Genomic DNA, 24,316 nt, shown 5'->3' with positions numbered 1-24,316 from the left:
GAATTAGCGTCAGTGTGACGATTTCTGTGGCGCGTGTGGGCGAGGCCACGTGGCGCGCACCCGAGCGGCTCGTTTGTGCGGTTCACGCCTCCTGGTGGCAGCATGGGCCGTGTGACGGCTCCCGCACCCCTTGAGATCGAAAGCCCCGAGACGACGGAGGACCTCTCCGCGGTCCCCGAGCCGGACGTCCCCTGGATCACCCTGGTCCACAACGACCCGGTGAACCTGATGAGTTACGTGACGTACGTCTTCCAGACGTACTTCGGGTACTCCAAGGACAAGGCCACCAAACTGATGATGGACGTCCACCACAAGGGTCGGGCCGTGGTCTCCTCCGGCACCCGCGAGGAGATGGAGCGGGACGTCCAGGCCATGCACGGATACGGCCTGTGGGCCACGCTGCAACAGGATCGGAAGTAACGCCGTACTCATGCCCGGACACTTCGAACCGATCCCCGGCGGCGGCGCCGCCGTCGCTCTCGACGATGTGGAGATCTCCATCATCCGCTCGCTCGCCGTCCAGCTCCTGGAGCTGATCGGCCCCGGACCCGGCGGCGAGGTCTCCGACGACCCGCTCGCCGAGCTGTTCGCCGAGGGCCCCAGCGAGCCGCCCACCGACGCGGTGCTGCGCCGGCTGCTCCCGGACGCGTACGGCGGCCCGGGCGTCTCCGAGCGGGAGGACCCCGACGAACTGCGGGCGTACTCCTCGGAGTTCCGCCGCTTCACCGAGAACGACCTGCGGGCCGGCAAGCGTGAGGACGCCCTCGCGGTGATCCGCTCGCTGGACGCGCTGAGCCCGGCGGGTGACGGGGGAGCGGTGCTCAAGCTCTCGCCCGAGGAATCGGTGCGATGGATGCGCGCGCTCAACGACCTGCGCCTGGCCATCGGCACCCGGCTTGAGATCACCGACGAGGAGGACACGGACCTCCTCTACCGGCTCCCGGACGAGGACCCGCGGAAACCCATGGTGATGGCGTACCTGTGGCTCGGCGGTCTCCAGGAGACTCTGGTCGAAACCCTTATGCCCTGACCTGTCGGGACAAGTCGGGCGGAGCGCAGGCATCCACTTCCTGGACGTTCGCTCAGCGGACGCTCAAATCCGCATAACGATCCAGTCACCGTGACGCTCCGTAATGCCGCTCGGTGCGGCATTTGTCCCCTTGTTCCCGTGACGTGCGCCACACGCGCCTCGCCCGATCACGGTGAACGCCGTGATAAATCTTCACGACCGCCCGGCAGGCGCCACCCCCTGCCCGCCGGGGGCGCCCCGACCGGCAGACCGCCGGTAGGCACAGCTCCATCCATCCAGGGGTTCGACCCCGAAGGATCGTCACAGTCGATCCGAGCCGCGTACGGCACGGATCGGCATGGAGAAAGGCGCACCACCATGACCTCAGTGCAGGTCGACGACAAGCACCACGACGCCGGCAATGAGGCCGTGCAGGACGCCGAAGCGTCCAGCGAGGGCTACCAGCGGGGCCTCGGCTCCCGCCAGATCCAGATGATCGCCATCGGCGGCGCCATCGGCACGGGTCTCTTCCTCGGCGCGGGCAAGGGCATCTCCAAGGCGGGCCCCAGCCTGATCCTCGCGTACGCCATCGCGGGCGTCGTCATCTTCTTCATCATGCGGGCGCTCGGCGAGCTCCTCATGTACCGCCCGGTCTCCGGCTCGTTCTCGGAGTACGCGCGCGAGTTCATCGGCCCCTTCGCGGGCTTCGTCACCGGCTGGACGTACTGGCTGTTCTGGGTCATCACCGGCATGACCGAGGTGACGGCCGCCGCCGTCTACATGACGTTCTGGTGGGACATCCCGCAATGGCTGTCCGCACTGGTCTTCACCGTCATCCTCTTCGGCGCCAACCTGATCTCCGTGAAGCTCTTCGGTGAGCTGGAGTTCTGGTTCTCCACCGTCAAGGTCACCGCCATCGTCGGCATGATCCTGATCTGCGCCGGCATCCTCACCATCGGCTTCTCCGACGTCGGTGACACCGCGTCCGTCACGCACCTGTGGGACCTGGGCGGCTTCTTCGCCGGCGAGAACGGCATCGGTTCGACGCTGATGACCCTCCAGATGGTGATGTTCGCGTTCCTCGCGGTCGAGCTCGTCGGTGTCACCGCGGGCGAGGCCAAGGACGCCAAGACCGTCCTGCCGAAGGCCATCAACACCGTGCCGTGGCGCATCGCCGTCTTCTACGTCGGCGCCCTGATCATGATCCTCTCGGTCATCCCGTGGACCTCCTTCAAGGCCGGCGAGAGCCCCTTCGTCCACGCCTTCGACGAGATGGGCCTGGGCATCGGCGCCGCCATCGTCAACTTCGTCGTGCTGACCGCCGCCCTGTCCTCCTGCAACTCGGGCATGTACTCCACCGGCCGCATGCTGCGCGACCTCGCGCTCAACGGCCAGGGCCCGCGTCTGTTCACCAAGCTGAGCAAGAAGGGCCTGCCGGTCGTCGGCACCACGTTCTCCGCCGCGATGATGCTGGTCGGCGTCTGGATCAACTACCAGTGGCCCGGCGAGGCGTTCAACTACGTCGTCTCCTTCGCCACCATCTCCGGCATGTGGGCCTGGATCGTCATCCTGATCTGCCAGATCCGCTACCGCCTCAAGTCCGACCGGGGCGAGCTGCCCAAGTCCACGTTCCGCGCCCCGGGCGGCATCTGGGCGAGCGTCTTCTCGCTGGCCTTCATCGCGCTCGTCATCGTCACGATGGGCATGGACAAGGACAACCGCGTCGCCCTGTACGGAGCACCGGTCTGGGGCGTGATCCTCGCGGTCGCCTACGTGGCGCTCAAGGCCGGCAAGACCGCGGGCACCGCGTCCGTCAAGAGCGACTGACCCGCACCGTCTCACCAGTCGGGCCGTCCCGTACCGCGATCCGGTACGGGGCGGCCCTCCTGCTTATCCTGACCGCATGCTGACGATTTCCAAGGCGCTGTACGACCAGATCGTGGAGCACGCCCGCAAGGACCACCCCGACGAGGCCTGCGGCGTCGTGGCCGGCCCGGTCGGCGAGGGCCGCCCCGAGCGCTTCATCCCGATGCTGAACGCCGCCCGCTCGCCCACGTTCTACGAGTTCGACTCCGGCGACCTGCTCAAGCTCTACCGCGAGATGGACGACCGCGACGAGGAGCCGGTGATCATCTACCACTCCCACACCGCGACCGAGGCCTACCCGTCCCGCACCGACCTCACGTACGCCAACGAGCCGGGCGCCCACTACGTCCTCGTCTCCACCGCCGACACCGACGACGCGGGCCCCTTCCAGTTCCGCTCGTTCCGCATCGTCGACGGCGAGATCACCGAGGAAGAGGTCGAGGTCACGGCCTGAGTCCCGGGGTCATCTCGCCATGCAGACGATTTTCGACCGCATGATGAGATCACACTCCTGGGAGCGGGGCGGGAATCGATACGATGAGCGCATGGTTTTCCACGACGTGAGCGAAAAGACGCCGGGCATGCTGCTCGTGGCGCGGCTGCACGTCGACCTGTGCCGCCTCGCCAGCGCCATCTGTCCGCGCTGAGCCGCACCGCCGTCAGGCCCTGAGCCGCGGCCCCGCCACACCCCGCTCCGCCCGACCGCGCCGCCGCGCGCTCACCGCACGACTCGGCACGACCCACACGACTTCCGACTCCTGACAGGAGCCCAGCATGGCCATCGAGGTCCGCATCCCGACCATCCTCCGCACCTACACCGACGGCGCCAAGGCCGTGGAGGGCAAGGGCGAGACCCTCGCCGAGCTCTTCGCCGACCTGGAGACCCGCCACACCGGGATCGAGGCCCGCATCGTGGACGGGGGCCAGCTGCGCCGCTTCGTCAACGTCTACCTGAACGACGAGGACGTCCGCTTCCTCGACGGCATCACCACCAAGCTCGCCGACGGCGACAACGTCACGATCCTGCCGGCCGTCGCCGGCGGCATGCGCTGAGCAAGGCGAATCGACCTATGCGCTACGACAGCCCGCTGGCCGCGGTCGGCAACACCCCCTTGGTGCGCCTGCCGCGGCTGTCGCCCTCCGAGGACGTACGGATCTGGGCGAAGCTGGAGGACCGCAACCCGACCGGCTCGGTCAAGGACCGCCCCGCGCTCCACATGATCGAACAGGCCGAGAAGGACGGCCGGCTCACCCCCGGCTGCACCATCCTCGAGCCCACGTCGGGCAACACCGGCATCTCGCTGGCGATGGCCGCCCGCCTCAAGGGCTACCGCATCGTCTGCGTCATGCCGGAGAACACCTCCCAGGAGCGGCGCGACCTGCTCGCCATGTGGGGCGCGGAGATCATTCCGTCCCCCGCGGCGGGCGGCTCCAACACGGCCGTGCGCATGGCCAAGGAGCTCGCGGGGCAGCACCCCGACTGGGTGATGCTCTACCAGTACGGCAACCCGGACAACGCGGGGGCGCACTACGCCACGACGGGCCCGGAGATCCTCGCGGACCTCCCCTCCGTCACCCACTTCGTCGCCGGGCTCGGCACCACCGGCACCCTGATGGGCGTCGGGCGCTACCTGCGCGAGCACAAGCCGGACGTCAAGATCGTCGCGGCCGAGCCGCGCTACGACGACCTCGTCTACGGCCTGCGCAACCTGGACGAGGGCTTCGTCCCCGAGCTCTACGACGCCTCCGTCCTCACCACCCGTTTCTCCGTCGGGTCCGCCGACGCGGTGACGCGGACGCGGGAGCTCCTCCAGCAGGAGGGCATCTTCGCCGGGGTCTCGACCGGGGCCGCGCTGCACGCCGCGATCGGGGTCGGCCGCAAGGCCGTCAAGGCCGGCGAGTCCGCGGACATCGTGTTCGTCGTCGCCGACGGCGGCTGGAAGTACCTCTCGACGGGCGTCTACACGGCGGCCACGACGGAGGAAGCGATCGAGGTCCTCCACGGCCAGCTCTGGGCCTGAGCCTTTTCGCTTCGTCCGCGGGTCCGGTGGGGCTTCTCGCGCCCCGCGGCGGAGCCGCTGATGGACACAGCCCCGCGCCCCTGAAATGCAGACCCTTCGGGTCGCATTTCCCCGATAGAGGCTGAGCGGCGAAGCCGCTCGCCTCCAGAGGCGCGGGGAACTGCGCGACCAGCCCCCACCCACCCGCACCCGGCGACGAACGGGGAACTCACCACCCCAGATGCCGCACCTGGTCCCAGACCAGCGGATCGACCAGCCCCGCCCGGCGACGAAACGCCGCGACCCCCACCTCGCGAAGCTCATCCGTCTCCAGGAAACTCGCCCGCCCCTGCGCATCGCCCACAGACCCCGGCGGCAACGCGATCACCCCGGGCCGCTCGTCGTGGTACTTGCTGGTGATCTTCGCGACCAGCGCCACGCCCCCGCGCACCCCGAGCACCAGACACGGCCGGTCCTTGCCCCCGGGCCCGTCCTCGTAGGGCACCCGCGCCCACCAGATCTCCCCGGGCTGCGGCCCCCCGGCCCGCCGCCCGCGCGGCACCCGGGTCCGGCGGCGCTCCGTCGTCCCCCGCCGCCCCCACCCGTCGACCAGCGTCGCGACGAGCGCGAGCAGCACGACGGCAGCGAGCGCGAGCCACCAGGACGTGTCCATAGCCCGACGGTACCGGTGGGCCGCCGGGGGCGCGCCATCGGCGCCGACACGCCACAACGCCCCCCGAACCGGTGACAGCACAGGTGAGTTCCCCCACAACAGCCCGTGACGGAGGAGCCACTCGCCCTTTTGCGCCTTACGCTCGACGGACCCCATGGGGCTCCACCCTCTGTGGCTCCACCCCGCATTCCGACCGCCAGCGCGGAGGTTCCGGCTCTCATGAAGCTCACCGTCGTCGGCTGCTCGGGGTCGTTCCCGTCCGCGGATTCGGCCTGTTCGAGCTACCTCGTCGAGGCCGACGGCTTCCGGCTGCTCCTCGACATGGGCAATGGCGCCCTGGGCGAGCTGCAGCGTCACTGTGGTCTCTACGACCTGGACGCGATCTTCCTCAGCCATCTGCACGCGGACCACTGCATCGACATGTGCGCGTACTTCGTCGTGCGTTACTACCGCCACGAGGGTGGCCGCTGCGAGCCCATGCCCGTGTACGGGCCCGAGGGCACCGAGCAGCGCCTGACCACCGCGTACGCCGACGCCCCGTCGCCCTCCGCGTTCAGCGAGGTCTTCGACTTCCAGACGGTGAAGTCGGGCTCGTACCGGATCGGGCCGTTCTCGGTGCGGATGGAGAAGGTCTGCCACCCCGTCGAGTCCTACGCGATCCGCGTCGAGCACGAGGGCCGCTCGCTCACGTACTCCGGGGACACCGGCCCCTGCGAGGCGCTGGAGGAACTGGCCGAGGGCACGGACCTGTTCCTGTGCGAGGCCGCGTTCACGCACGGCAAGGAGAACATCCCGGCGCTGCACCTCAACGGCCGCGAGGCGGGGGAGGCGGCGCGTCGCGCGGGCGCCGGCAAGCTGGTCCTGACGCACGTCCCGCCGTGGACGGACCCGCAGGTGAACCTGGCGGACGCGCGGGACGTGTACTCCGGCCCCGTCGAACTGGCGGCGCCCGGGGTCTCGTACGAGATCTGACGCACGGGCGGCGACGCCGAAGGCCCCGGAACCGTACGGTTCCGGGGCCTTCGGCGTGATGGCTCAGGCGCGCTCAGTCGAGGATCACTTGGTGATGTCCTCGATCTCCTCCTCGGGCTCGCGGCCCGGGGTGGTGAGGTTGAACTTGGTGATCGCGAAGCGGAAGAGCGTGTAGTAGACCGCCGCGAAGACCAGGCCGATCGGGATGATCAGCCAGGGCTTGGTGGCCAGGTTCCAGTTCAGCGCGTAGTCGATGAAGCCCGCGGAGAACGTGAAGCCCGCGTGGACGCCCAGGGCCCAGGTGATCGCCATGGAGACGGCCGTGAGCACCGCGTGGATCGCGTACAGGACCGGCGCGATGAACATGAACGAGAACTCGATCGGCTCGGTCACACCGGTGACGAACGAGGTCAGGGCCAGCGAGACCATCATGCCCATCACGGCCTTGCGGCGCTCGGGGCGGGCGGAGTGCGCGATGGCGATCGCGGCGGCCGGCAGGCCGAACATCATGATCGGGAAGAAGCCCGACATGAACTGGCCGGCGGTCGGGTCACCGGCGAAGAAGCGGTTGAGGTCGCCGTGCACGACGGCGCCCGTGGCGTCGGTGAAGTCGCCCAGCTGGAACCAGGAGACGGTGTTCACGAACTGGTGCATGCCCACCGGGATGAGCGCGCGGTTGATGAGACCGAAGAGGCCGGCACCGCCGGCGCCGAGGCCGGTCATCCACTCGCCGAAGTTCGAGATGCCCTCGCCGATGGGCTCCCAGACCAGGCCGAAGAAGACGCCGACGAAGACGCCGACGAAGGCCATGATGATCGGGACGAGACGGCGGCCGTTGAAGAAGCCGAGCCAGTCGACGAGCTTCTTGCGGTGGAACTTCTGCCACAGCACGGCGGCCAGCAGACCCATGATGATGCCGCCGAGGACACCCGGGTTGTTGTACGTCGCCGCGACGTCGACGCCCTTGTTCTTCGTCGTGTTGACGACGGCCTCGGCGACCGGGAACGCCTTCAGCACGTTGCTGTAGACGAGGAAGCCGACCAGCGCGGCGAGCGCCGTCGAGCCGTCGGACTTCTTCGCGAAGCCGATCGCGACGCCGATGCAGAAGAGCATCGGGAGGTTGTCGAAGATCGCGCCGCCGGCCGTGGCGAAGACCGCCGTGACCTTGTCGGGCAGGTGCAGCTTGTCCTGGACGTCTTGCTGCCCGAGCCGGAGCAGGATGCCCGCGGCCGGAAGGACGGCGATCGGCAGCTGAAGGCTGCGGCCGACCTTCTGCAGACCCTGGAACAGGCCGGAGCCCCGCTTCTTCGCGGGCGCCGCCGTGGCGGTGGCCGTACTCATTGCTTCCTCCAAGATGGCAAGGCGCCGCCCTGGACGTCCGTCGGACACCCCTCGGACAACCCTCGTTGGTCTACACCACTCACTGGTGTAGACCAGTTTTAACATGTGAGTTCCGCGTAAGGAACCCGCTGTGGCGGCCGTTACGGCTTCGTGAGGTCTCAGCATGACGAAGGGCCCCCGGACCAGAGGTCCGGGGGCCCTTCGCGGAGGGGGCGATCGGCAGGAAGCCGGTCACGCCTTGGTGACGTCCTCGACCTCCTCCTCGGGCTCGCGGCCCGGGGTCTTGAGGTCGAACTTCGTGATCGCGAAGCGGAAGACCGTGTAATACACGACTGCGAAGCCCAGGCCGATCGGAATGATCAGCCATGGCTTGGTCGCCAGCCCCCAGTTGATGACGTAGTCGATCAGGCCCGCGGAGAAACTGAAGCCGTCCTTCACCCCGAGCCCCCAGGTCACCGCCATCGAGACACCGGTGAGGACCGCGTGCACCGCGTACAGGGCGGGGGCGATGAAGACGAAGGAGTACTCGATCGGCTCGGTGATGCCCGTGACGAACGAGGTCGCCGCGATCGAGACCATCATGCCGCCGACCGCCTTGCGCCGCTCCGGCCGCGCGCAGTGGTACATCGCGAGGCAGGCCGCCGGCAGGGCGAACATCATGATCGGGAAGAAGCCCGTCTGGTAGATGCCCGCGTGCGGGTCGCCGCTGAGGAACATGTTGATGTCGCCGTGCACCGTGGTCCCGTCGGGCTTGGTGTACGAGCCGAACTGGAACCACAGCGGGACGTTCAGGAACTGGTGCAGGCCGATGACCAGCAGCGCACGGTTCGCGACGCCGAAGATGCCGGAGCCGATGGCGCCCAGGTCCTGGAGCCAGTTGGAGAAGCTCTCCAGGCCGTCACCGATCGGCGGCCAGACCCACAGGCACAGGACGGCGACCACGATGCCGACGAACGCCATGATGATCGGGACGAGCCGGCGGCCGTTGAAGAAGCCCAGCCACGACACCAGCTTGGTGCGGTGGAAGCGGACCCAGAAGAAGGCCGCGAGCAGGCCGATGACGATGCCGCCGAACACGCCCGGGTTCTGGTACGTGGCGGCGGCTGCGGCCTTGCTCGAGTAGTCGACGCACACCGCGCCCACGAGGGCCTGGCCCTTGGGGCAGTCCACCGGGAACTGGTGCAGCACGCCCCGGTAGACGAGGAAGCCGGCCACCGCCGCGAGCGCGGTCGAACCGTCCGCCTTCTTCGCCATGCCGATCGCGACACCGATGCAGAAGAGCAGTGGCAGACCCAGGTCGGAGTCGAGCAGCGCACCGCCCGCACCTGCAAACACCTTCGCGACATCGGTCCAGCCGAGACCGTCCGCGCCGAACACGTCGGGCTGACCGAGCCGGTTGACGATGCCCGCGGCCGGGAGCACGGCGATGGGCAGCTGAAGGCTGCGGCCCATCTTCTGCAGGCCTTGGAAGAAGTTGCTCCAGGGGCTCGGGCGGGCTGCGGCTGCTGCTGAGCTCATGGGCGTCCTCCCGGAACAAAGCCACGTCTGGCGGGCGTTGGATAGAGTGGGCAACTGGTGTAGACCAGTTGTGGGACGGGTCGGCCCACGTGCTCGTCATCTTTCGTCACGGGTGGCGCCACCGCTCGCGAAGTTGAGCCAACCGTGGGTTACCGTGACAAAGCGGCCCAAAGGCGGGCCCGAAGAAACAGGGAGAACGAAATGGCCACGAAGGCTGAGAAGATCGTCGCCGGGCTCGGCGGGCTCGACAACATCGAAGAGGTCGAGGGCTGCATCACCCGCCTGCGCACCGAGGTCATCGACCCCTCCAAGGTCGACGAGGCCGCCCTGAAGGCCGCCGGCGCCCACGGCGTCGTCAAGATGGGCACCGCCATCCAGGTCGTCATCGGCACCGACGCCGACCCGATCGCCGCCGACATCGAAGACATGATGTGACGGACTGACCCCCGTCACCCGAAGGCCCCGCCGCCCCCGAACCGGGCAGCGGGGCCTTCGCCGTACCGGGATACGCTCACCCCTATGTCTCGCATCGACGGCCGCACCCCCGAACAGCTCCGCCCGATCACCATCGAACGCGGCTGGAGCAAGCACGCCGAAGGCTCCGTACTCGTCTCCTTCGGCGACACCAAGGTCTTCTGCACGGCCTCCTTCACCGAAGGCGTCCCCCGCTGGCGCAAGGGCAGCGGCGAGGGCTGGGTCACCGCCGAGTACTCGATGCTCCCCCGCGCCACCAACACCCGCGGCGACCGCGAGTCCGTCCGCGGCAAGATCGGCGGCCGCACCCACGAGATCAGCCGCCTCATCGGCCGCTCGCTGCGCGCCGTCATCGACTACAAGGCCCTCGGCGAGAACACGATCGTCCTCGACTGCGACGTCCTCCAGGCCGACGGCGGCACCCGCACCGCCGCCATCACCGGCGCCTACGTGGCCCTCGCCGACGCCATCGCCTGGGGCCAGGGCAAGAAGCTCGTCAAGGCCGGCCGCAAGCCCCTCACCGGCACCGTCGCCGCCGTCTCCGTCGGCATCGTCGGCGGCGTCCCGATGCTCGACCTCCGCTACGAGGAGGACGTCCGGGCCGACACCGACATGAACGTCGTGTGCACCGGCGACGGCCGCTTCGTCGAGGTCCAGGGCACCGCCGAGGCCGAGCCCTTCGCCCGCGACGAGCTCAACTCCCTGCTGGACCTGGCCGTTCTGGGCTGCGACGAGCTGGCCGCCGCGCAGCGCGCGGCACTTGAGAGCACCCTCGGCAAGGACCTCGCGTAGACCTCGCGCCGGCCTCGCGTAGGTAAAGAACCTCCCAAGTAGGGTGGCAACCACCCAGCCACCGACTGCGTCACTACGGACAGGTGGACGGCGCACCACAACGGCCGTCGCCCGCCCGTCCGTACATCAGGGGAGGACCGTTCCATGCCCGCGCGCCGACGATCCCGTCACCACCGTCTCGCCGTACTCGCCGCCACCGCGGCGCTGATCGCCGTCCCGGCCGCCACCGGCTGCTCCGCCGTCGACAAGGCCCTCGACTGCGTCCGGACCGCCGACGCCATCGCCGACAGCGTCGTCGACCTCCAGCAGGCCGTGGAGAACGCGGCGAACGACCCGACGCAGGCGAGCGAGGCGCTCGACTCCATCGACAAGAACCTCGACGAGATCGGCGACAAGACCGGCAACGCCGACGTGTCGAAGGCCGTCGACGACCTCGGCACGGCCGTGGACAACGCCCGTACGGCCATCAAGAACGGCGACGCGACCCCGAACGTCAAGCCCGTCACCGACGCCGCGAGCGAACTGACCAAGGTCTGCACCCCGTAGCCGGGCCGCGAGGGCCGGGGCCGCGATACTGGGGGGCATGACCCGCCTCATCCTCGCCACCCGCAACAACGGCAAGATCGTCGAACTCCGCTCGATCCTCGCCGACGCAGGCCTGCCCCACGACCTCGTCGGCGCGGACGCGTACCCCGACGTCCCGGACGTGCGCGAAACCGGCGTCACCTTCGCCGAGAACGCCCTCCTCAAGGCGCACGCCCTGGCGAAGGCCACCGGTCTGCCCGCCGTCGCCGACGACTCCGGCCTCTGCGTCGACGTCCTCGGCGGCGCCCCCGGCATCTTCTCGGCGCGCTGGGCCGGCCGCCACGGCGACGACCGGGCCAACCTCGACCTGCTCCTCGCCCAGCTCGGCGACATCGACGAGGACCGCCACCGCACCGCCCACTTCGCCTGCGCCGCCGCCCTCGCCCTGCCCGACGGCACCGAGCGCGTCGTCGAGGGCCAACTCCGCGGCATCCTGCGCCACAAGCCCTCCGGCACCAACGGCTTCGGCTACGACCCGATCCTCCAGCCCGACGGCGAGACCCGCACCTGCGCGGAACTCACCCCGGCCGAGAAGAACGCGATCTCCCACCGCGGCAAGGCGTTCCGCGCGCTGGTGCCGGTGGTGAAGGAGCTGCTGGGCTGAGGCGCGGCTGAGCCCGCGTCAGGTGCGACGAAGGGGCCGTCCGGTGGTCCGGGCGGCCCCTTCGCGGTGCCGCGTGCGGTCGGAGGGACTCGAACCCTCACGGGATTTCTCCCACCGGGACCTAAACCCGGCGTGACTGCCAATTCCACCACGACCGCAATAAAACAGACATTCAGCCTCTCGGGTGAATGCCGCTCCGTCAGTGTACGGCCGGGGGTGGCGGCCCCGGGCGGGAGATCCGCAGGCGGTCCGAACTAGATCCCCAGGTCCTTGATGATCTTGGCGACGTGGCCGGTGGCCTTCACGTTGTAGAGGGCCCGCTCGACCTTGCCCTCCTCGTCGACGATCACCGTGGAGCGGATGACTCCGGTGACGACCTTGCCGTAGAGCTTCTTCTCGCCGTAGGCGCCGTAGGCCTCCAGGACCTTCTTGTCGGGGTCGCCGACCAGGGTGACCTTGAGGTTCTCCTTCTCGCGGAACTTGGCGAGCTTCTCCGGCTTGTCGGGCGAGACGCCGATGACGTCGTAGCCGGCGCCGGCCAGCACGTCGAGGTTGTCGGTGAAGTCGCAGGCCTGCTTGGTGCAGCCGGGGGTGAGGGCGGCCGGGTAGAAGTAGACGATCGTCTTGCGGCCCTTGTGGTCGGCGAGGGAGACCTCGTTGCCGTCGGCGTCGGGAAGGGTGAAGGCGGGGGCGGTGTCGCCGGGCTGCAGTCGCTCGCTCATGTCGCTCGCATCTCCTCGCGGGTGGGTGACTCAGCCCGAGCGTAATGCGGGGAATGGGGGTGCCGGGGGGTGCGGGGGGCGGTGAGCTGACAGACTGTCCGTCAGCAGGGTCCAGAAGCAACAAGCAGAATGCGGTAAACGCAGCGATCACGGAGGCAGCGCGGTGTCGGACACGTCCAGCAGGTCGGATACGCCGGAGACGCGGACGCCGGCGCAGATCGAGGCGGACATCAAGCGCCGCCGTGACGCCCTGGCCGAGACGCTCGACGAGATCGGGGTGCGGGTGCACCCCAAGACGATCGTCGGCGACGCGAAGGCCAAGGTCGCAGCGCAGGTCGACCACACGCTCGGCCGCGCCTACGTCAGCGCCAACCGGTTCGTCTCGGACGTCAAGGGACAGCTGGTCACCGACGAGGGCGCGCCGCGCCTGGAGCGGATCGTGCCGGTCGCGCTGCTCGCCGTCGGGGTCGTCGGGCTCCTCACGGTGCGTTCGCGGCGCCGCAAGGGCTGACCCTGGGGAGTCGTCGGGCGCGGGGGCAGGTAAGTTCGTCGCCGTGAGCGCCAACGACAAGCACAGCACCCCCCACGACGACAAGCTGCCCATCCGGATGCTCCACGACCGGGTGCTCGTGCGGCAGGACGCCTCCGAGGGCGAGCGGCGCAGTGGTGGCGGCATCCTCATCCCCGCCACGGCGGCGGTCGGCAAGCGGCTGGCCTGGGCCGACGTCGTCGCGGTCGGGCAGAACGTGCGGACCGTCGAGCCCGGTGACCGGGTGCTCTACGACCCCGAGGACCGGGCCGAGGTCGAGGTGCGCGGGGTGGCCTACGTGCTGATGCGCGAGCGGGACCTGCACGCCGTCGCCGCGGACCGCTTCGAGGGCTCCGAGGACTCCACGGGGCTGTATCTGTAACTCTTGCCCGAGGGGCTGGTGACCGTTGTCACCAGCCCCTTTTGCGTGCCCTTTGCTATCGTGGGGGGAACCCGACGAGACGCGCCGTACCGGGACCCGAAAAGACGACGCACCCCTGTTGAGAACCACTGACGGAGGTGCCAGTCATGGCCTGGGTTCTGATCGTGATCGCCGGACTTCTCGAGGTCGCCTGGTCGATCGGCATGAAATTCACCGAGGGCTTCACCCGCCTGTGGCCGAGTGTCTTCACCGGCGCGGGCATCGTCGCCAGCATGCTTCTGCTCTCCTACGCGGCGAAGTCGCTGCCCATCGGGACGGCGTACGGGGTGTGGGTCGGGATCGGGGCGGCGGGGGCGGCGATCGTCGGCATGCTGGCCCTTGGTGAACCGGCGACGGTTTCCCGGGTCTTCTTCATTGCGCTGCTTCTGGTGGCGATCATCGGTCTGAAGGCCACGTCCGGGCATTGATCTTGCGCGGGGCGCCGCCGTAGGGGCTGATCATCGTCGCCGACTGCTGCGCCGTCGTGGCTGGTCGCGCAGTTCCCCGCGCCCCTGAAGGGGCACACTTCGTGCGCCCCCAGGGGCGTCTTGCTCGCGCCCCGCGACGGAGTCGCTGTTCGGGTACAGCCCCGCGCCCCTGAAGGCACGCTCCGCGTGCCCCAGGGGCCCGTTGCTCGCGCCCCTGAAGGCACGCTCCGCGTGGTCCGGTTCTCAGTGATGTGCCGCCTGAGGGGAGCGGCGGGGGGACGTGGGGGTCAGGTTGTTGAGGACGCCCTCTTCTTCGCCGCCTGTCGTGCCGCCGGGGCGGCCTCCCGGGCGATCGGCTCCTGGGGGTGTGGTCGTCGGGGAGTCGGGGGCGGGGGACGTGGGGCCGGTGGGGGTCGGGGAGCCGGACGGGGTGGGCTTGCGGGTGGTGGTGGGGGACGTGGTGCCGGAGGGTTCGCGGGTTTCCGGGGCGGGGGGCGGGGGCGGTTCCTCGGCGCCTTCCTCCAGTTCCAGGTCGAAGTCGTGGGCCGGGGTGCCGGCCAGGGCCTTGCGGGTGTACTGGGCCCAGATCTGCGCCGGGAACCCGCCGCCGTTGATGCGCGGGAGGCCCGCAGCGCCGTACAGCGGGGTGTGCGCGGCGGTGTCCGGGTCCTGGCCCATCACGGCGACGACGGTGGCGAGGTCCGGGGTGTAGCCCGCGAACCAGGCCGCCGTGTCCTCCTCCGCGGTGCCGGTCTTGCCGGCGGCGGGGCGGCCCGCGGCCTGCGCGGCGACGCCGGTGCCGTCCTCGACGACGGACTGGAGGATCGCGGTCGTCGTGTCGGCGGACTCGCGGCTGACGGCCCGGCTGGTCTCCCGCTCGGGCAGGCCGATCTTCTGCCCGTCCTTGCTGAGTCCGTCGAGCAGCGTGTACGTGCCGTGGCGGCCGTGGTTGGCGAGGGTCGCGTAGGCCTCGGTCATGTCGAGGACGCTGGCGGTGGCCGGGCCGAGCGCGATGGAGGGGGAGGCTGTCAGGTCGGGGGTGGTGGCGGGGAGGCCGAGGTCGATCGCCGTCTGTTTCACCTTGTCGGAGCCGACGTCGACGGCCATCTGCGCGTAGACCGCGTTGACGGACTTGTCGGTGGCCTCGCGGACGGTGAGGGGGCCGTAGGAGATCTCGTCCTCGTTCTCGGGGGCGTAGTAGCCGCCGTCCCAGCCCTGGACAGGGCGGGCGTTGGTGCCGTCGTAGACCGTGTTGGGGGTGATGACGCGGCCGTCGTCGGTCGTCGAGCCGTGTTCGACGGCGCTGGTGAAGACGAACGGCTTGAAGGTGGAGCCGACCTGGTAGTCGCGGCGGGTGGCGTTGTTGACGTACTGCTGCGTGTAGTCGATGCCGCCGTACATGGCGAGGACCTTGCCGGTGCGCGGGTCGATGGAGGCGCCGCCCGCGCGGACGTTGCGGTCGGCGGCGCGGCCCTTCTTGTCGATCTTCGACATGAGCTGCTTCTCGACGGCGGTGACGAACGCGTCCTGCTTCTTGCGCTGCAGGGTGGTGGTGATGCGGAAGCCGCCGGTGGCGAGGGTGTCCTCGTCGAGGATCTTGTGCTCGACGATGTAGTCGCGGACGGCGTCGCGGATGTAGCCGCGCTGTCCGGACAGTCCGGCCTGGCTGTTGTGGGCCTCGTCGGGCACGGGGAAGGTCGTCTTCGCGCGGGTGGCGGGATCGAGCCACTTCTCCTTGACCATGCCGTCGAGGACGTAGTTCCAGCGGGCGACGGCCCGGCCCTTGTTCTCGGGGTGGGCGACGACGTCGTAGGCGCTGGGGGCGTTCAACAGGGCGGCCAGATAGGCGCCCTGAGCAGTGGTCAGGTGCTGGACGTCGACGCCGTAGTAGGCCTGGGCGGCGGCCTGGATGCCGTACGCGTTGCGGCCGAAGTAGCTGGTGTTGAGGTAGCCCTCGAGGATCTCGTCCTTGCTCGCCTCGCGGTCCAGCTTGATGGAGATGAAGAACTCCTTCACCTTGCGCGAGATCGTCTGTTCCTGGCCGAGGTAGTAGTTCTTGACGTACTGCTGGGTGATCGTCGAACCGGACTGCTTGCCCTTGCCGGTGACGGTGTTCCAGGCGGCGCGGAGCATCGCCTTGGGGTCGATGGCGGACTCGGAGTAGAAGTCGCGGTCCTCGGCGGCGAGCACGGTGTGCTGGACGGTCTCGGGGATCTGGGCGAGCTGGACGTTCTCCCGGTTGACCTCGCCGTCGCGGGCGATGGGGGTGCCGTCGGCGTACAGGTAGACGTTGGACTGGGCGGTGGCGGCGGAGTTGGCGGCGGGGATGTCGACGAGGGCGTAGCCGAGGGCGAACAGGCCGGCGCACAGCAGGAGGAAGCCGAGGAGGGCGCCGAGCAGCATGCGCCAGGTCGGGACGAGGCGCCGCCAGCCGGTGCGCCGGGGCCTCCTGGGCTTCCTGCCCTTCTTGCCCTGGGCGCCCTGCTGGGCCTGTTCGGGCGTCTGGGGCCGCTCGTCGCTGCTCATGTCCTGTGGAACTCCTGGTTCGCGTCGTACGTCACGTACGCCTCGTATGACACATAAGCCTCCTACATCACCCTGCAAATACGGGCATCGTGCCGAAAAAGGGGTGGAAGGCGTCGCGCGCGGCGGTTAGGCTCCTGCGCTTCGGCCGGAATCGGGGGAGGTGCGGTGGGAGCTGTGGGGCTGTACGGGGCCGTGGCCGCGGGGGCCTTCCGGCGCTACGCGACCTACCGGCGGGCCACCGTCGCGGGGATCTTCACCAACACGGTGTTCGGCCTGATCATCGCGTGCACGTACGTGGCGCTGTGGGACGAGCGGCCGCATCTGGGCGGCTACGACCAGGCGCAGGCGCTCACCTTCGTCTGGGTCGGGCAGGCGCTGTACGCGGTGATGATGCTCGGCATCCCGAGCGGGTTCGAGGCCGAGCTCGCCGACCGGATCCGCAGCGGGGACGTGGCCGTCGACCTGTACCGGCCGGTCGATCTGCAGGGCTGGTGGCTGGCGCAGGACCTGGGGCGGTCGGTCTTCCAGCTGCTGGGGCGCGGGGTGGTGCCGATGGCCGTCGGGGCGCTGGTCTTCGAACTCGCGCTGCCCACGAGCCCCGCGCGCTGGCTCGCGTTCCTGATCTCGGTCCTGCTCGGACTCCTCGTCAGTTTCGCGCTGCGCTATCTCGTGGCGCTGTCCGCGTTCTGGCTCCTGGAGGCGGGCGGTGTCGCCCAGATGTACGGGATCAGCGCGACGTTCTTCTGCGGGATGCTGCTGCCGCTGAACGTGTTCCCGGGCGCGTTCGGCGACGTGGCGCGGGTGCTGCCGTTCTCGGCGCTGCTCCAGGTACCCGCGGACGTGCTGCTGGGGACGGGGTCCGTGGCCGGCGGCTGGCTGTTCCAGGCGGCGTGGGCGGTCGTGCTGCTCGGCGCGGGGCGGCTGGTGCAGGGTGTGGCGACGCGGCGGGTGGTGGTGCAGGGTGGCTGACCGTACGCGTACGGCCGCCGCGGAAGGCGTACGGGCCTTCGGGATGGTCAGCGCGATGTGGATCCGCTCCACGCTGGCCTACCGGGCGTCGTTCGTGATGACGCTGCTGGGCAACTGCGCGCTGACCGCCCTGGACTTCGTCGGGATCCTGCTGATGTTCTCGCAGGTCGACCGGCTCGGCGGCTACGGCCTCGCGGAGATCGCCTTCCTCTACGGCACGGCCGGCACCGCCTTCGGGCTCGCCGACCTGTTCGCGGGTTCCCTGGGCCGGCTCGGGACGCGGGTGCGGGACGGGACGCTCGACGCGTTCCTGGTGCGGCCCGCGCCGGTGCTCGCGCAGGTCGCCGCCGACCGGTTCGCGCTGCGCCGGGTCGGCCGGCTCGTCCAGGGGCTGGTCGTGCTCGGCTGGTCCGTGACGGCGCTCGATGTGGCGTGGACGCCGGTGAAGGTGCTGCTGGTGCCGGTGCTGCTGGTCAGCGGGGCCGGGATCTTCGTCGCCGTGTTCATGGCGGGGGCCGCGTTCCAGATCGTGGCGCAGGACGCGGCCGAGGTGCAGAACGCGGCGACGTTCGGCGGCAACACGATGCTCCAGTACCCGCCGACCGTCTTCGGCGACGGCCTGCTGCGCGGCGTCACGTTCGTCCTGCCGCTGGCCTTCGTGAACTGGCTGCCCGCGCTCTACATCCTGGGCCGCCCCTATCCGCTGGACCTGCCGCGTGCGGTCGCGTTCGCGCCGCCGCTCGTGGCCGCCTGCTGCCTCGCGGCGGCGGGACTCGCGTGGCGGGCCGCGCTGCGCGCCTATCGCAGTACGGGGAGTTGAGGACGGGACATGGGCGAGGCGGGCGAGCCGGGATTCATCGAGGTCGACGGGGTCGAGAAGGTCTTCGACGTGCGGCGCAGGGCCGGGCTGCTGCGGCGCGAGCGGCACCGGGTGCGGGCCGTGGACACGCTGAGCTTCCGCGTGCCGCGCGGCGAGATGGTCGGCTACATCGGGCCGAACGGGGCCGGGAAGTCGACCACGATCAAGATGCTGACCGGGATCCTCACGCCGAGCGCGGGACGGATCCGGGTCGCCGGCATCGAGCCCGCCCGCGAGCGCTCACGGCTCGCCCACCGCATCGGCGTCGTCTTCGGCCAGCGCACCACCCTGTGGTGGGACCTGCCGCTCATCGACTCGTACCGGCTGATGCGCCGCATGTACCGGATCGAGGAGCGCCGGTACGCGGAGAACCTCGACCGCTGCGTCGAACTCCTCGAACTGGGCGGCCTGTTGGAGACGCCGGTGCGACAGCTGTCGCTCGGGCAGCGGATGCGCGGCGACATCGCGGCGGCGCTCCTGCACGACCCCGAGGTGCTGTACCTGGACGAGCCGACGATCGGCCTGGACGTCGTCTCCAAGGTCAAAGTCCGGGGATTCCTGAGGGACTTGAACCGGGACCGGGGCACGACGGTGCTGCTGACCACGCACGACCTGACCGACATCGAGCAGCTGTGCCGGCGCGTGATGGTCATCGACCACGGGCGGCTCGTGTACGACGGGGAGCTGAAGGGGCTGCACGCGGTGGGCGGCGGGGCGGCGGCGGAACGCACGCTGGTGGTCGACCTCGAACGTGAACTCCCGCCGCTGGAGGTCGAGTCGGCGCGGGTGGTGAAGGTGGAGGGGGCGCGGCAGTGGCTGGCGTTCCCGGCCGGGCAGTCGGCGGCGCCGCTGGTCGCGCGGATCGCCGAACGGTATCCGCTGGCGGACCTGTCGGTGCGGGAGCCGGACATCGAGAGCGTGATCGCACGGATGTACGCGCGAGATCCCTCCGCCGTCACCTCCCGCCCGTAGGCTGGCCGCCATGACCGACGATGCATCGCACCTCCCCGAACTGCGGGCCTCCGACGCCGACCGCGAGAAGGTCGCCGAGCGGCTGCGGGACGCGCTCGCCGAAGGGCGGCTCGACATGGGGGAGTTCGAGGAGCGGCTGGAGGCGACGTACGCGGCGCGTACCTACGGGGAACTGGCGCCGCTGACCCGGGATCTGCCGGCCGCGGGCAGCACCGCGCCGGTGGACCTGGTGAAGGCGCCGGTCGCGGAAGGCACCGTCGACTGGGCGGCGCGGACCGGTGGGCAGGCGACGTCGAACGGCGCGTTCGCGTTCTGGAGCGGGTTCGGCCGCAAGGGGCGGTGGACGGTGGGGGAGCGGTTCACGGCCTTCGCCATGTGGGGCGGCGGCGAGATCGATCTGCGCGAGGCGAACTTCGCGGCGCGGGACGTCGAGATCCGCTGCTACACGATCATGGGCGGGATCCATGTGAAGGTGCCGCCGGAGCTCGACGTCACGGTGAAGGGCTTCGGCATCATGGGCGGTGTCGACGACCGCGCCACGGGCACCGGCACACCGGGCTCGCCCCGGGTCGTCGTCCGCGGCTTCGCCCTGATGGGCGGCGTCGGGGTCGAGCGCAAGCTCCGCCGGGAGGAGCGGCTGCGGCTCAAGGACGAGCGACGGCGCGGGAAGCTGGAGCGGCGGGACCGCGGCGCCGACGACTGACCCGGAGCGCATGGGCACCCCGCGCCGGGGTGCCGGGGCGCGGGGCTGGGTCTGTCAGCGGCTCAGCCGCGGGGCGCGAGAAGCCCCACCGGCGGGTGGGCGCGCCCGGGGCGGGCGGGGCCCGAGGCTCAGAGTTCGGCGCCGCGGGTCGAGGTGAGGGTCGACGGGTCGAAGGACTCGGCCATCTTGCGGTAGCCCGCGTCGCTGGGGTGCAGGTGGTCACCCGAGTCGTACGCCGCCAGCAGCCGGCGCGGGTTGTACGGGTCCCGCAGGGCCCGGTCGAAGTCGACGTAGCTGTCGAAGACCTTGCCGGACCGGATCTGCGCGTTGACCTCTTCCCGTACGGCTTCGAGGCGGGGCTCGTAGCCCCGGTGCCCCTGGAACGGCATGAGGGTCGCCCCGACCACCCGCAGCCCCCGCGCGTGCGCCTGCCGCACCAGCTCCCGCAGCCCGTCCGCGATCCGGGAGGCGTCCGTCTGGTGCGGGTTGCGCAGGATGTCGTTGATCCCGAGGTCGACGATGACGGCCCGCACGCCGGCCCGGCCGAGCACGTCCCGGTCGTAGCGCGCCAGCCCGCTCGGGTTCCCGGCCGGGCGGCCGTAGCCGTCGGACAGCAGCCGGTTCCCGCTGATGCCCTGGTTGAGGACCCCGTAGCGCGGCGCCCCGGGCTCGCTGCGCAGGCGCTCGGCGAGGACGTCGGTCCAGCGCCGGTTCGCGCCCACCGTGGACGTGATGCCGTCGGTGAGCGAGTCGCCGAGGACGACGACGGTGCCCTCCGCCTCGTTGCTGAGCACGTCGAGCGCGCTGAGGTAGCGCCAGTACGGGCTCTGCTCCGTGTACCGCGCCCCGCTCTCCTCCTCGGTGAGGTCCCCGTTCGCCACGTAGGACATCTGGCGGGCCTGCGGGTGGTACGTGACCGGTCCCGACGGCGTCGGCGAGTACGTCGTGACGAGCATGTCCGCGTCGGCGGGCACCCGCAGCCGCACGGCGTCGCTGAGCACCTGCTGCCCGGCCGGTACGACCACCGACGTGTTCCCGGAGAACGTCAGCCGGCGCACCGTGCCGGCCAGCGCGGTCGGGCTGTTCGGCGCGGAGGCGACGGCGAGGGAGGCGTGGGTGATGCTGAGCGGCTGCTGGCCGTACAGGTTGGAGAGCGTGATGCGGGCGCTGGAGCCGCCGATGCTGGTGTGGATCACGTTGCGGATCGAGCGGCCGAAGTAGCCGTTCGTCTCCGTGCCCGGTTCCGCGCCGGCCGGGGCCGCCGACCAGCTGCCGGCCCAGGTGCCGGTCGAGGCGGGTGCGGCGGAACTGCGCGGGCGCGCGCCGTCCGCGCGGACGGAGCCGTCCTTGCCGCGCAGCAGGCCGGAGAACCCGAGGTAGATGCCGCCGGAGATCAGCACGACGACGGCGACGAGCGCCGCCAACAGGGCATAACCGTTTCGCCTGGTCATGCGGTGGGTGTCTCCTCGGGCAGGGGGAGCCCGAGGCTCCGATGTGATCATCCCATGATGAGGCATGGGGTGCGACGGATGACGAGGGGGCCGACTCTGCCCCCCTCCGATCCTTGAGACGCCGGGAACTTGTGGTTCGTTCCGGGAGTAGGTCAGGTAGGGACAATGTGTGAGCGGAATGACATATGACGGACGCGGCGAGCTGGAGTGACCGATGAGCGGGTCGGAGAAACCGGACGGATCGGACGTCGGTGACATGGGGCAGCATGCCCGGCGGCCCGTACGGTCATCCCTTCCCGCGGCCGGGGTTCCTGAGCCCGCGTCCCGGCCCGCCCGGCGCTTCGGCGCCGAGTTCACCGCCGCCGACGAGGAGAAGCGGCGCGGGGTGCGCCGGATGAAGACGATCGCCACCGGGATGCTCGGCGTCGTCGCGGTGATCTACGCCCTCGCCACCTGGGCGGAGCACTCCGGCGCCGGTTCCTGGGCGGGGTACGTCGCGGCGGCCGCCGAGGCCGGCATGGTCGGCGCGCTGGCGGACTGGTTCGCCGTCACCGCCCTGTTCCGCCATCCGCTCGGCATCCCCATCCCGCACACCGCGATCATCCCCCGCAAGAAGGACCAGCTGGGCGTCTCGCTCGGCGAGTTCGTCGGGGAGAACTTCCTGTCCTCGGACGTCGTACGGGACCGGCTGCGCGCCGTCGGCATCGGCTCCCGGCTCGGCGCCTGGCTCGCCGAACCCGAGCACGCCGACCGCGTCACCGCCGAACTGGCCACCGCGCTGCGCGGCGCGCTCACCGTGCTGCGCGACCAGGACGTGCAGGCCGTCGTCGGCGAGGCCATCACGCGCCGCGCGGACAGCGCCGAGATCGCGCCCGGGCTCGGCAAGATGCTGGAGAAGGTCGTCGCGGACGGCGGTCACAAGCGGGTCGTCGACCTCGTGTGCACGCGAGCCCACGACTGGCTGGTGCTGCACGGGGACTCGGTGATGGACGCGGTGCAGGGCGGCGCGCCCGGCTGGACCCCGCGCTTCGTCGACAAGCGGATCGGCGAGCGCGTCTACAAGGAACTGCTCCGCTTCGTCACCGAGATGCGCGACATGCCGCAGCATCCGGCGCGCGGCGCCGTCGACCGGTTCCTCACCGACTTCGCCGCCGACCTCCAGTCCGACTCCGACACGCGGGCTCGCGTGGAGCGCCTCAAATCCGAGGTCATCGGGCGCTCCGAGGTGCAGGACCTGATCGCCTCCACGTGGTCCGCGGTCCGGCAGATGATCGTGGCCGCCGCCGAGGACGAGCGCAGCGAGCTGCGGCTGCGCGTGCGGGCCTCGCTGCTGTCGCTGGGGGCGCGGATGTCCAGCGATCCGAAGGTGCAGGCGAAGGTCGACGGGTGGGTGGAGGGCGCCGCCGTCTACGTCGTCACGACGTACCGCGCCGAGATCACCTCCCTCATCACGGACACCGTCGCCGGCTGGGACGCCGAGCACACCTCCCGCAAGATCGAGGCCCACATCGGCCGCGACCTGCAGTTCATCCGCATCAACGGCACGGTGGTGGGCTCTTTGGCGGGGCTGGTGATCTATGCGGTGTCGCGGGGTTTCGGAGCGTGATCCCTCCGGGGGTTTCGCGGTGGTCTCCGCCCGGGCGTTCTTCGGCTCACCCGCCGTCGTGGCTGATCGCGTCCCGCGACGGGGTCGCTGATCGAGGGCGACTCCCTGCCGGGCCCTGCCCCGCCCCTTGAGGCTCGCGCCACGCCGGGGGCCTGGCCTGAGCCCTTTCCCTCGCGCTGCCGGGGGCCGCTTGGTCCTCCCCGCGCGCTGCTGCGGGGCTGTCGCTGCCCGGGCGTGGCCCTCTCCCTGGCGCCACCGCGGGGTCCTGGCCTGAGCCCTGCTCCCACCCACCCGCCCCCTCCGGGGGCGTCGGCCCGGCGGCCTGCCTTGGGTGGGGCCTTGGCCACGGGTGCGCGTTCTGGTCAGCCTTCGATGCGGCGCCGCTACGGGGCACCGGCCCTCGCCCTGACGCCACGGCGGGGGCCTTGGCCTGAGCCCTGCTCCCACCCGCCCGCCCCCTCCGGGGGCGTCGGCCCGGCGGCCTGCCTTGGGTGGGGCCTTGGCCACGGGTGCGCGTTCTGGTCAGCCTTCGACGCGGCGCCGCTACGGGGCACCGGCCCTCGCCCTGACGCCACGGCGGGGGCCCTGGCCTGAGCCCTGCTCCCACCCGCCCGCCCCCTCCGGGGGCGTCGGCCCGGCGCCCGGCCTCGGGCAGTGCATCAGCCGTGGGCGCGCATCCAGTTGCCCCGCCGCGGGCAGAACCCCGGCCTCGGGATGCGCTCAGGGCGCCCTGGCCTCGGGCCTGCGCCCAAGCTCCGGGTACGTACCCGGTCGGGTCGACCTAGCCTTGGGCAGTCTGCCGCCTGGGGCGGCACGGGTGGGCAAGGCGGCACCCAGGTGCCGGGTGCGCGATTCATCGGGCCTTGGTTACAGCGCCGCCGCCGTAGGGGTCGCCGATCGTCGCCGGGTGCGCCACCGTCGTGGCTGGTCGCGCAGTTCCCCGCGCCCCTGAAGGGCACACTCCGTGCGCCCGCAGGGGCATGTCGGTCGCGCCCCGCGACGGAGTCGCTGATCGGGTACAGCCCCGCGCCCCTGAAGGGCACACTCCGTGCGCCCGCAGGGGCATGTCGGTCGCGCCCTGCGACGGAGTCGCTGATGGGGTACAGCCCCGCGCCCCTGAGGGGCAGACTCTGTGCGCCCGCAGGGGCATGTCGGTCGCGCCCTGCGACGGAGTCGCTGATCGGGTACAGCCCCGCGCCGCTGAAGGGCACACTCCGTGCGCCCGCAGGGGCATGTCGGTCGCGCCCTGCGACGGAGTCGCTGATGGGGTACAGCCCCGCGCCCCTGAGGGGCAGA

At 70.6% G+C, this 24,316-nt stretch carries 26 protein-coding genes, 1 tRNA gene and 1 riboswitch; of the genes, 20 read left to right on the top strand and 7 right to left on the bottom strand.

All coding sequences use genetic code 11. From position 1 onward, the window contains the following. Positions 1-102 precede the first annotated feature (102 nt). The 7 genes from clpS (at position 103) to ACZ4E1_RS26580 (ending at position 4,896) form a co-directional block, all read left to right on the top strand. Entirely contained in the window at positions 103-420 is a 318-nt protein-coding gene (gene clpS / locus ACZ4E1_RS26610) for an ATP-dependent Clp protease adapter ClpS (protein ID WP_188338645.1), read from the top strand. Between the two features lie 10 nt (positions 421-430). Further along, positions 431-1,030 carry a DUF2017 domain-containing protein gene (locus ACZ4E1_RS26605; RefSeq protein ID WP_467543577.1) on the top strand — a complete coding sequence of 200 codons (600 nt, stop codon included), beginning with the start codon at positions 431-433 and terminating at the stop codon, positions 1,028-1,030. Between the two features lie 357 nt (positions 1,031-1,387). After that, positions 1,388-2,836: an amino acid permease gene (locus tag ACZ4E1_RS26600; RefSeq protein ID WP_467543574.1), complete on the top strand. Its 1,449-nt coding sequence runs from the start codon at positions 1,388-1,390 to the stop codon at positions 2,834-2,836. Positions 2,837-2,912: 76 nt separating this feature from the next. Beyond that, positions 2,913-3,329, top strand: a complete 417-nt coding sequence (locus ACZ4E1_RS26595; protein WP_467543571.1) for a M67 family metallopeptidase — start codon at positions 2,913-2,915, stop codon at positions 3,327-3,329. Between the two features lie 91 nt (positions 3,330-3,420). Next, a complete protein-coding gene (locus tag ACZ4E1_RS26590) occupies positions 3,421-3,522 on the top strand; it encodes a putative leader peptide (RefSeq protein ID WP_317453331.1) in 102 nt (33 codons plus the stop codon). A gap of 127 nt (positions 3,523-3,649) precedes the next feature. Further along, positions 3,650-3,928 (top strand): MoaD/ThiS family protein, encoded by a 279-nt coding sequence (locus tag ACZ4E1_RS26585; protein ID WP_399125483.1) that lies wholly within the window; start codon positions 3,650-3,652, stop codon positions 3,926-3,928. Between the two features lie 17 nt (positions 3,929-3,945). After that, positions 3,946-4,896 carry a PLP-dependent cysteine synthase family protein gene (locus ACZ4E1_RS26580; protein ID WP_467543565.1) on the top strand — a complete coding sequence of 317 codons (951 nt, stop codon included), beginning with the start codon at positions 3,946-3,948 and terminating at the stop codon, positions 4,894-4,896. Between the two features lie 208 nt (positions 4,897-5,104). Here ACZ4E1_RS26580 and ACZ4E1_RS26575 read toward each other — a convergent pair whose 3' ends face one another. Beyond that, the gene (locus ACZ4E1_RS26575; protein ID WP_467543562.1) at positions 5,105-5,548 is read right to left on the bottom strand and encodes a type II toxin-antitoxin system PemK/MazF family toxin; all 444 of its coding nucleotides are present in this window, start codon (positions 5,546-5,548) and stop codon (positions 5,105-5,107) included. A 219-nt stretch (positions 5,549-5,767) separates the two neighbouring features. Here ACZ4E1_RS26575 and ACZ4E1_RS26570 point away from each other — a divergent pair, with 219 nt between their 5' ends. Continuing rightward, positions 5,768-6,520: an MBL fold metallo-hydrolase gene (locus tag ACZ4E1_RS26570; RefSeq protein WP_467543559.1), complete on the top strand. Its 753-nt coding sequence runs from the start codon at positions 5,768-5,770 to the stop codon at positions 6,518-6,520. Positions 6,521-6,604: 84 nt separating this feature from the next. On the opposite strand, the gene ACZ4E1_RS26565 is transcribed toward ACZ4E1_RS26570, so the two are convergent. Then, positions 6,605-7,861 carry a PTS transporter subunit EIIC gene (locus tag ACZ4E1_RS26565; RefSeq protein WP_467543556.1) on the bottom strand — a complete coding sequence of 419 codons (1,257 nt, stop codon included), beginning with the start codon at positions 7,859-7,861 and terminating at the stop codon, positions 6,605-6,607. 231 nt (positions 7,862-8,092) lie between these two features. After that, positions 8,093-9,379, bottom strand: a complete 1,287-nt coding sequence (locus tag ACZ4E1_RS26560) for a PTS transporter subunit EIIC (RefSeq protein WP_467543552.1) — start codon at positions 9,377-9,379, stop codon at positions 8,093-8,095. A gap of 144 nt (positions 9,380-9,523) precedes the next feature. Here ACZ4E1_RS26560 and ACZ4E1_RS26555 point away from each other — a divergent pair, with 144 nt between their 5' ends. From ACZ4E1_RS26555 to rdgB, 4 genes are all read left to right on the top strand, one after another. After that, positions 9,524-9,814: a PTS sugar transporter subunit IIB gene (locus tag ACZ4E1_RS26555; protein ID WP_161303827.1), complete on the top strand. Its 291-nt coding sequence runs from the start codon at positions 9,524-9,526 to the stop codon at positions 9,812-9,814. Positions 9,815-9,898: 84 nt separating this feature from the next. Further along, the gene (rph, locus tag ACZ4E1_RS26550; protein ID WP_467543546.1) at positions 9,899-10,645 is read left to right on the top strand and encodes a ribonuclease PH; all 747 of its coding nucleotides are present in this window, start codon (positions 9,899-9,901) and stop codon (positions 10,643-10,645) included. A 144-nt stretch (positions 10,646-10,789) separates the two neighbouring features. Then, entirely contained in the window at positions 10,790-11,191 is a 402-nt protein-coding gene (locus ACZ4E1_RS26545; RefSeq protein ID WP_467543544.1) for a hypothetical protein, read from the top strand. Positions 11,192-11,228: 37 nt separating this feature from the next. Continuing rightward, a complete protein-coding gene (rdgB, locus tag ACZ4E1_RS26540) occupies positions 11,229-11,834 on the top strand; it encodes an RdgB/HAM1 family non-canonical purine NTP pyrophosphatase (protein ID WP_467543543.1) in 606 nt (201 codons plus the stop codon). Between the two features lie 74 nt (positions 11,835-11,908). Here the strand turns inward: rdgB and ACZ4E1_RS26535 are convergent. Then, positions 11,909-11,992 (bottom strand) — tRNA-Leu (locus ACZ4E1_RS26535). Between the two features lie 96 nt (positions 11,993-12,088). Then, positions 12,089-12,556: a thioredoxin-dependent thiol peroxidase gene (gene bcp, locus ACZ4E1_RS26530; protein WP_188338658.1), complete on the bottom strand. Its 468-nt coding sequence runs from the start codon at positions 12,554-12,556 to the stop codon at positions 12,089-12,091. Positions 12,557-12,719: 163 nt separating this feature from the next. Here bcp and ACZ4E1_RS26525 point away from each other — a divergent pair, with 163 nt between their 5' ends. From ACZ4E1_RS26525 to ACZ4E1_RS26515, 3 genes are all read left to right on the top strand, one after another. Continuing rightward, a complete protein-coding gene (locus ACZ4E1_RS26525; RefSeq protein WP_188338659.1) occupies positions 12,720-13,067 on the top strand; it encodes a DUF3618 domain-containing protein in 348 nt (115 codons plus the stop codon). Between the two features lie 97 nt (positions 13,068-13,164). Further along, positions 13,165-13,467, top strand: a complete 303-nt coding sequence (locus tag ACZ4E1_RS26520) for a GroES family chaperonin (protein WP_399125788.1) — start codon at positions 13,165-13,167, stop codon at positions 13,465-13,467. Between the two features lie 43 nt (positions 13,468-13,510). Then, positions 13,511-13,581: riboswitch (guanidine-III (ykkC-III) riboswitch) on the top strand. 32 nt (positions 13,582-13,613) lie between these two features. Continuing rightward, on the top strand, positions 13,614-13,934 hold the full coding sequence (locus tag ACZ4E1_RS26515; RefSeq protein ID WP_467543537.1) for a DMT family transporter: 321 nt from the start codon (positions 13,614-13,616) through the stop codon (positions 13,932-13,934). Positions 13,935-14,177: 243 nt separating this feature from the next. Here the strand turns inward: ACZ4E1_RS26515 and ACZ4E1_RS26510 are convergent, their stop codons facing one another. Further along, positions 14,178-16,460 carry a transglycosylase domain-containing protein gene (locus ACZ4E1_RS26510; RefSeq protein ID WP_467543536.1) on the bottom strand — a complete coding sequence of 761 codons (2,283 nt, stop codon included), beginning with the start codon at positions 16,458-16,460 and terminating at the stop codon, positions 14,178-14,180. A gap of 174 nt (positions 16,461-16,634) precedes the next feature. Between ACZ4E1_RS26510 and ACZ4E1_RS26505 the strand changes: the two genes are divergently transcribed. From ACZ4E1_RS26505 to ACZ4E1_RS26490, 4 genes are read left to right on the top strand one after another with little or no spacing between them, the layout of a single operon-like run. Beyond that, positions 16,635-17,429, top strand: a complete 795-nt coding sequence (locus tag ACZ4E1_RS26505) for an ABC transporter permease (RefSeq protein WP_467543867.1) — start codon at positions 16,635-16,637, stop codon at positions 17,427-17,429. Between the two features lie 43 nt (positions 17,430-17,472). Further along, positions 17,473-18,249: an ABC transporter permease gene (locus ACZ4E1_RS26500; RefSeq protein ID WP_467543864.1), complete on the top strand. Its 777-nt coding sequence runs from the start codon at positions 17,473-17,475 to the stop codon at positions 18,247-18,249. 9 nt (positions 18,250-18,258) lie between these two features. Then, positions 18,259-19,260 (top strand): ABC transporter ATP-binding protein, encoded by a 1,002-nt coding sequence (locus ACZ4E1_RS26495; RefSeq protein ID WP_467543533.1) that lies wholly within the window; start codon positions 18,259-18,261, stop codon positions 19,258-19,260. A 10-nt stretch (positions 19,261-19,270) separates the two neighbouring features. Beyond that, positions 19,271-19,963 carry a DUF1707 SHOCT-like domain-containing protein gene (locus tag ACZ4E1_RS26490; RefSeq protein ID WP_467543529.1) on the top strand — a complete coding sequence of 231 codons (693 nt, stop codon included), beginning with the start codon at positions 19,271-19,273 and terminating at the stop codon, positions 19,961-19,963. Positions 19,964-20,091: 128 nt separating this feature from the next. Here the strand turns inward: ACZ4E1_RS26490 and ACZ4E1_RS26485 are convergent, their stop codons facing one another. Next, a complete protein-coding gene (locus tag ACZ4E1_RS26485; RefSeq protein ID WP_467543525.1) occupies positions 20,092-21,414 on the bottom strand; it encodes an SGNH/GDSL hydrolase family protein in 1,323 nt (440 codons plus the stop codon). 214 nt (positions 21,415-21,628) lie between these two features. On the opposite strand from ACZ4E1_RS26485, the gene ACZ4E1_RS26480 reads away from it, so the two are divergent. Next, entirely contained in the window at positions 21,629-23,020 is a 1,392-nt protein-coding gene (locus ACZ4E1_RS26480; protein WP_467543521.1) for a DUF445 domain-containing protein, read from the top strand. Positions 23,021-24,316 lie beyond the last annotated feature (1,296 nt).

The organism is Streptomyces sp. NPDC025806, assembly GCF_055558275.1.
Note: the sequence above shows the minus strand (reverse complement) of the source record. Positions and strands in the feature narration are given on the sequence as shown.

What these genes read in the sequence shown, in the direction of transcription:
- ACZ4E1_RS26585 (WP_399125483.1), top strand. Translation starts at nt 3,650, where the DNA reads ATGGCCATCGAGGTCCGCATCCCGACCATCCTCCGCACCTACACCGAC.
- ACZ4E1_RS26565 (WP_467543556.1), bottom strand. Translation starts at nt 7,861, where the DNA reads ATGAGTACGGCCACCGCCACGGCGGCGCCCGCGAAGAAGCGGGGCTCC.
- ACZ4E1_RS26570 (WP_467543559.1), top strand. Translation starts at nt 5,768, where the DNA reads ATGAAGCTCACCGTCGTCGGCTGCTCGGGGTCGTTCCCGTCCGCGGAT.
- clpS (WP_188338645.1), top strand. Translation starts at nt 103, where the DNA reads ATGGGCCGTGTGACGGCTCCCGCACCCCTTGAGATCGAAAGCCCCGAG.
- ACZ4E1_RS26490 (WP_467543529.1), top strand. Translation starts at nt 19,271, where the DNA reads ATGACCGACGATGCATCGCACCTCCCCGAACTGCGGGCCTCCGACGCC.
- rdgB (WP_467543543.1), top strand. Translation starts at nt 11,229, where the DNA reads ATGACCCGCCTCATCCTCGCCACCCGCAACAACGGCAAGATCGTCGAA.
- ACZ4E1_RS26575 (WP_467543562.1), bottom strand. Translation starts at nt 5,548, where the DNA reads ATGGACACGTCCTGGTGGCTCGCGCTCGCTGCCGTCGTGCTGCTCGCG.
- rph (WP_467543546.1), top strand. Translation starts at nt 9,899, where the DNA reads ATGTCTCGCATCGACGGCCGCACCCCCGAACAGCTCCGCCCGATCACC.
- ACZ4E1_RS26545 (WP_467543544.1), top strand. Translation starts at nt 10,790, where the DNA reads ATGCCCGCGCGCCGACGATCCCGTCACCACCGTCTCGCCGTACTCGCC.
- ACZ4E1_RS26480 (WP_467543521.1), top strand. Translation starts at nt 21,629, where the DNA reads ATGAGCGGGTCGGAGAAACCGGACGGATCGGACGTCGGTGACATGGGG.
- ACZ4E1_RS26515 (WP_467543537.1), top strand. Translation starts at nt 13,614, where the DNA reads ATGGCCTGGGTTCTGATCGTGATCGCCGGACTTCTCGAGGTCGCCTGG.
- ACZ4E1_RS26605 (WP_467543577.1), top strand. Translation starts at nt 431, where the DNA reads ATGCCCGGACACTTCGAACCGATCCCCGGCGGCGGCGCCGCCGTCGCT.
- ACZ4E1_RS26580 (WP_467543565.1), top strand. Translation starts at nt 3,946, where the DNA reads ATGCGCTACGACAGCCCGCTGGCCGCGGTCGGCAACACCCCCTTGGTG.
- ACZ4E1_RS26495 (WP_467543533.1), top strand. Translation starts at nt 18,259, where the DNA reads ATGGGCGAGGCGGGCGAGCCGGGATTCATCGAGGTCGACGGGGTCGAG.
- ACZ4E1_RS26595 (WP_467543571.1), top strand. Translation starts at nt 2,913, where the DNA reads ATGCTGACGATTTCCAAGGCGCTGTACGACCAGATCGTGGAGCACGCC.
- bcp (WP_188338658.1), bottom strand. Translation starts at nt 12,556, where the DNA reads ATGAGCGAGCGACTGCAGCCCGGCGACACCGCCCCCGCCTTCACCCTT.
- ACZ4E1_RS26600 (WP_467543574.1), top strand. Translation starts at nt 1,388, where the DNA reads ATGACCTCAGTGCAGGTCGACGACAAGCACCACGACGCCGGCAATGAG.
- ACZ4E1_RS26590 (WP_317453331.1), top strand. Translation starts at nt 3,421, where the DNA reads ATGGTTTTCCACGACGTGAGCGAAAAGACGCCGGGCATGCTGCTCGTG.
- ACZ4E1_RS26510 (WP_467543536.1), bottom strand. Translation starts at nt 16,460, where the DNA reads ATGAGCAGCGACGAGCGGCCCCAGACGCCCGAACAGGCCCAGCAGGGC.
- ACZ4E1_RS26500 (WP_467543864.1), top strand. Translation starts at nt 17,473, where the DNA reads ATGGTCAGCGCGATGTGGATCCGCTCCACGCTGGCCTACCGGGCGTCG.
- ACZ4E1_RS26560 (WP_467543552.1), bottom strand. Translation starts at nt 9,379, where the DNA reads ATGAGCTCAGCAGCAGCCGCAGCCCGCCCGAGCCCCTGGAGCAACTTC.
- ACZ4E1_RS26485 (WP_467543525.1), bottom strand. Translation starts at nt 21,414, where the DNA reads ATGACCAGGCGAAACGGTTATGCCCTGTTGGCGGCGCTCGTCGCCGTC.
- ACZ4E1_RS26520 (WP_399125788.1), top strand. Translation starts at nt 13,165, where the DNA reads ATGCTCCACGACCGGGTGCTCGTGCGGCAGGACGCCTCCGAGGGCGAG.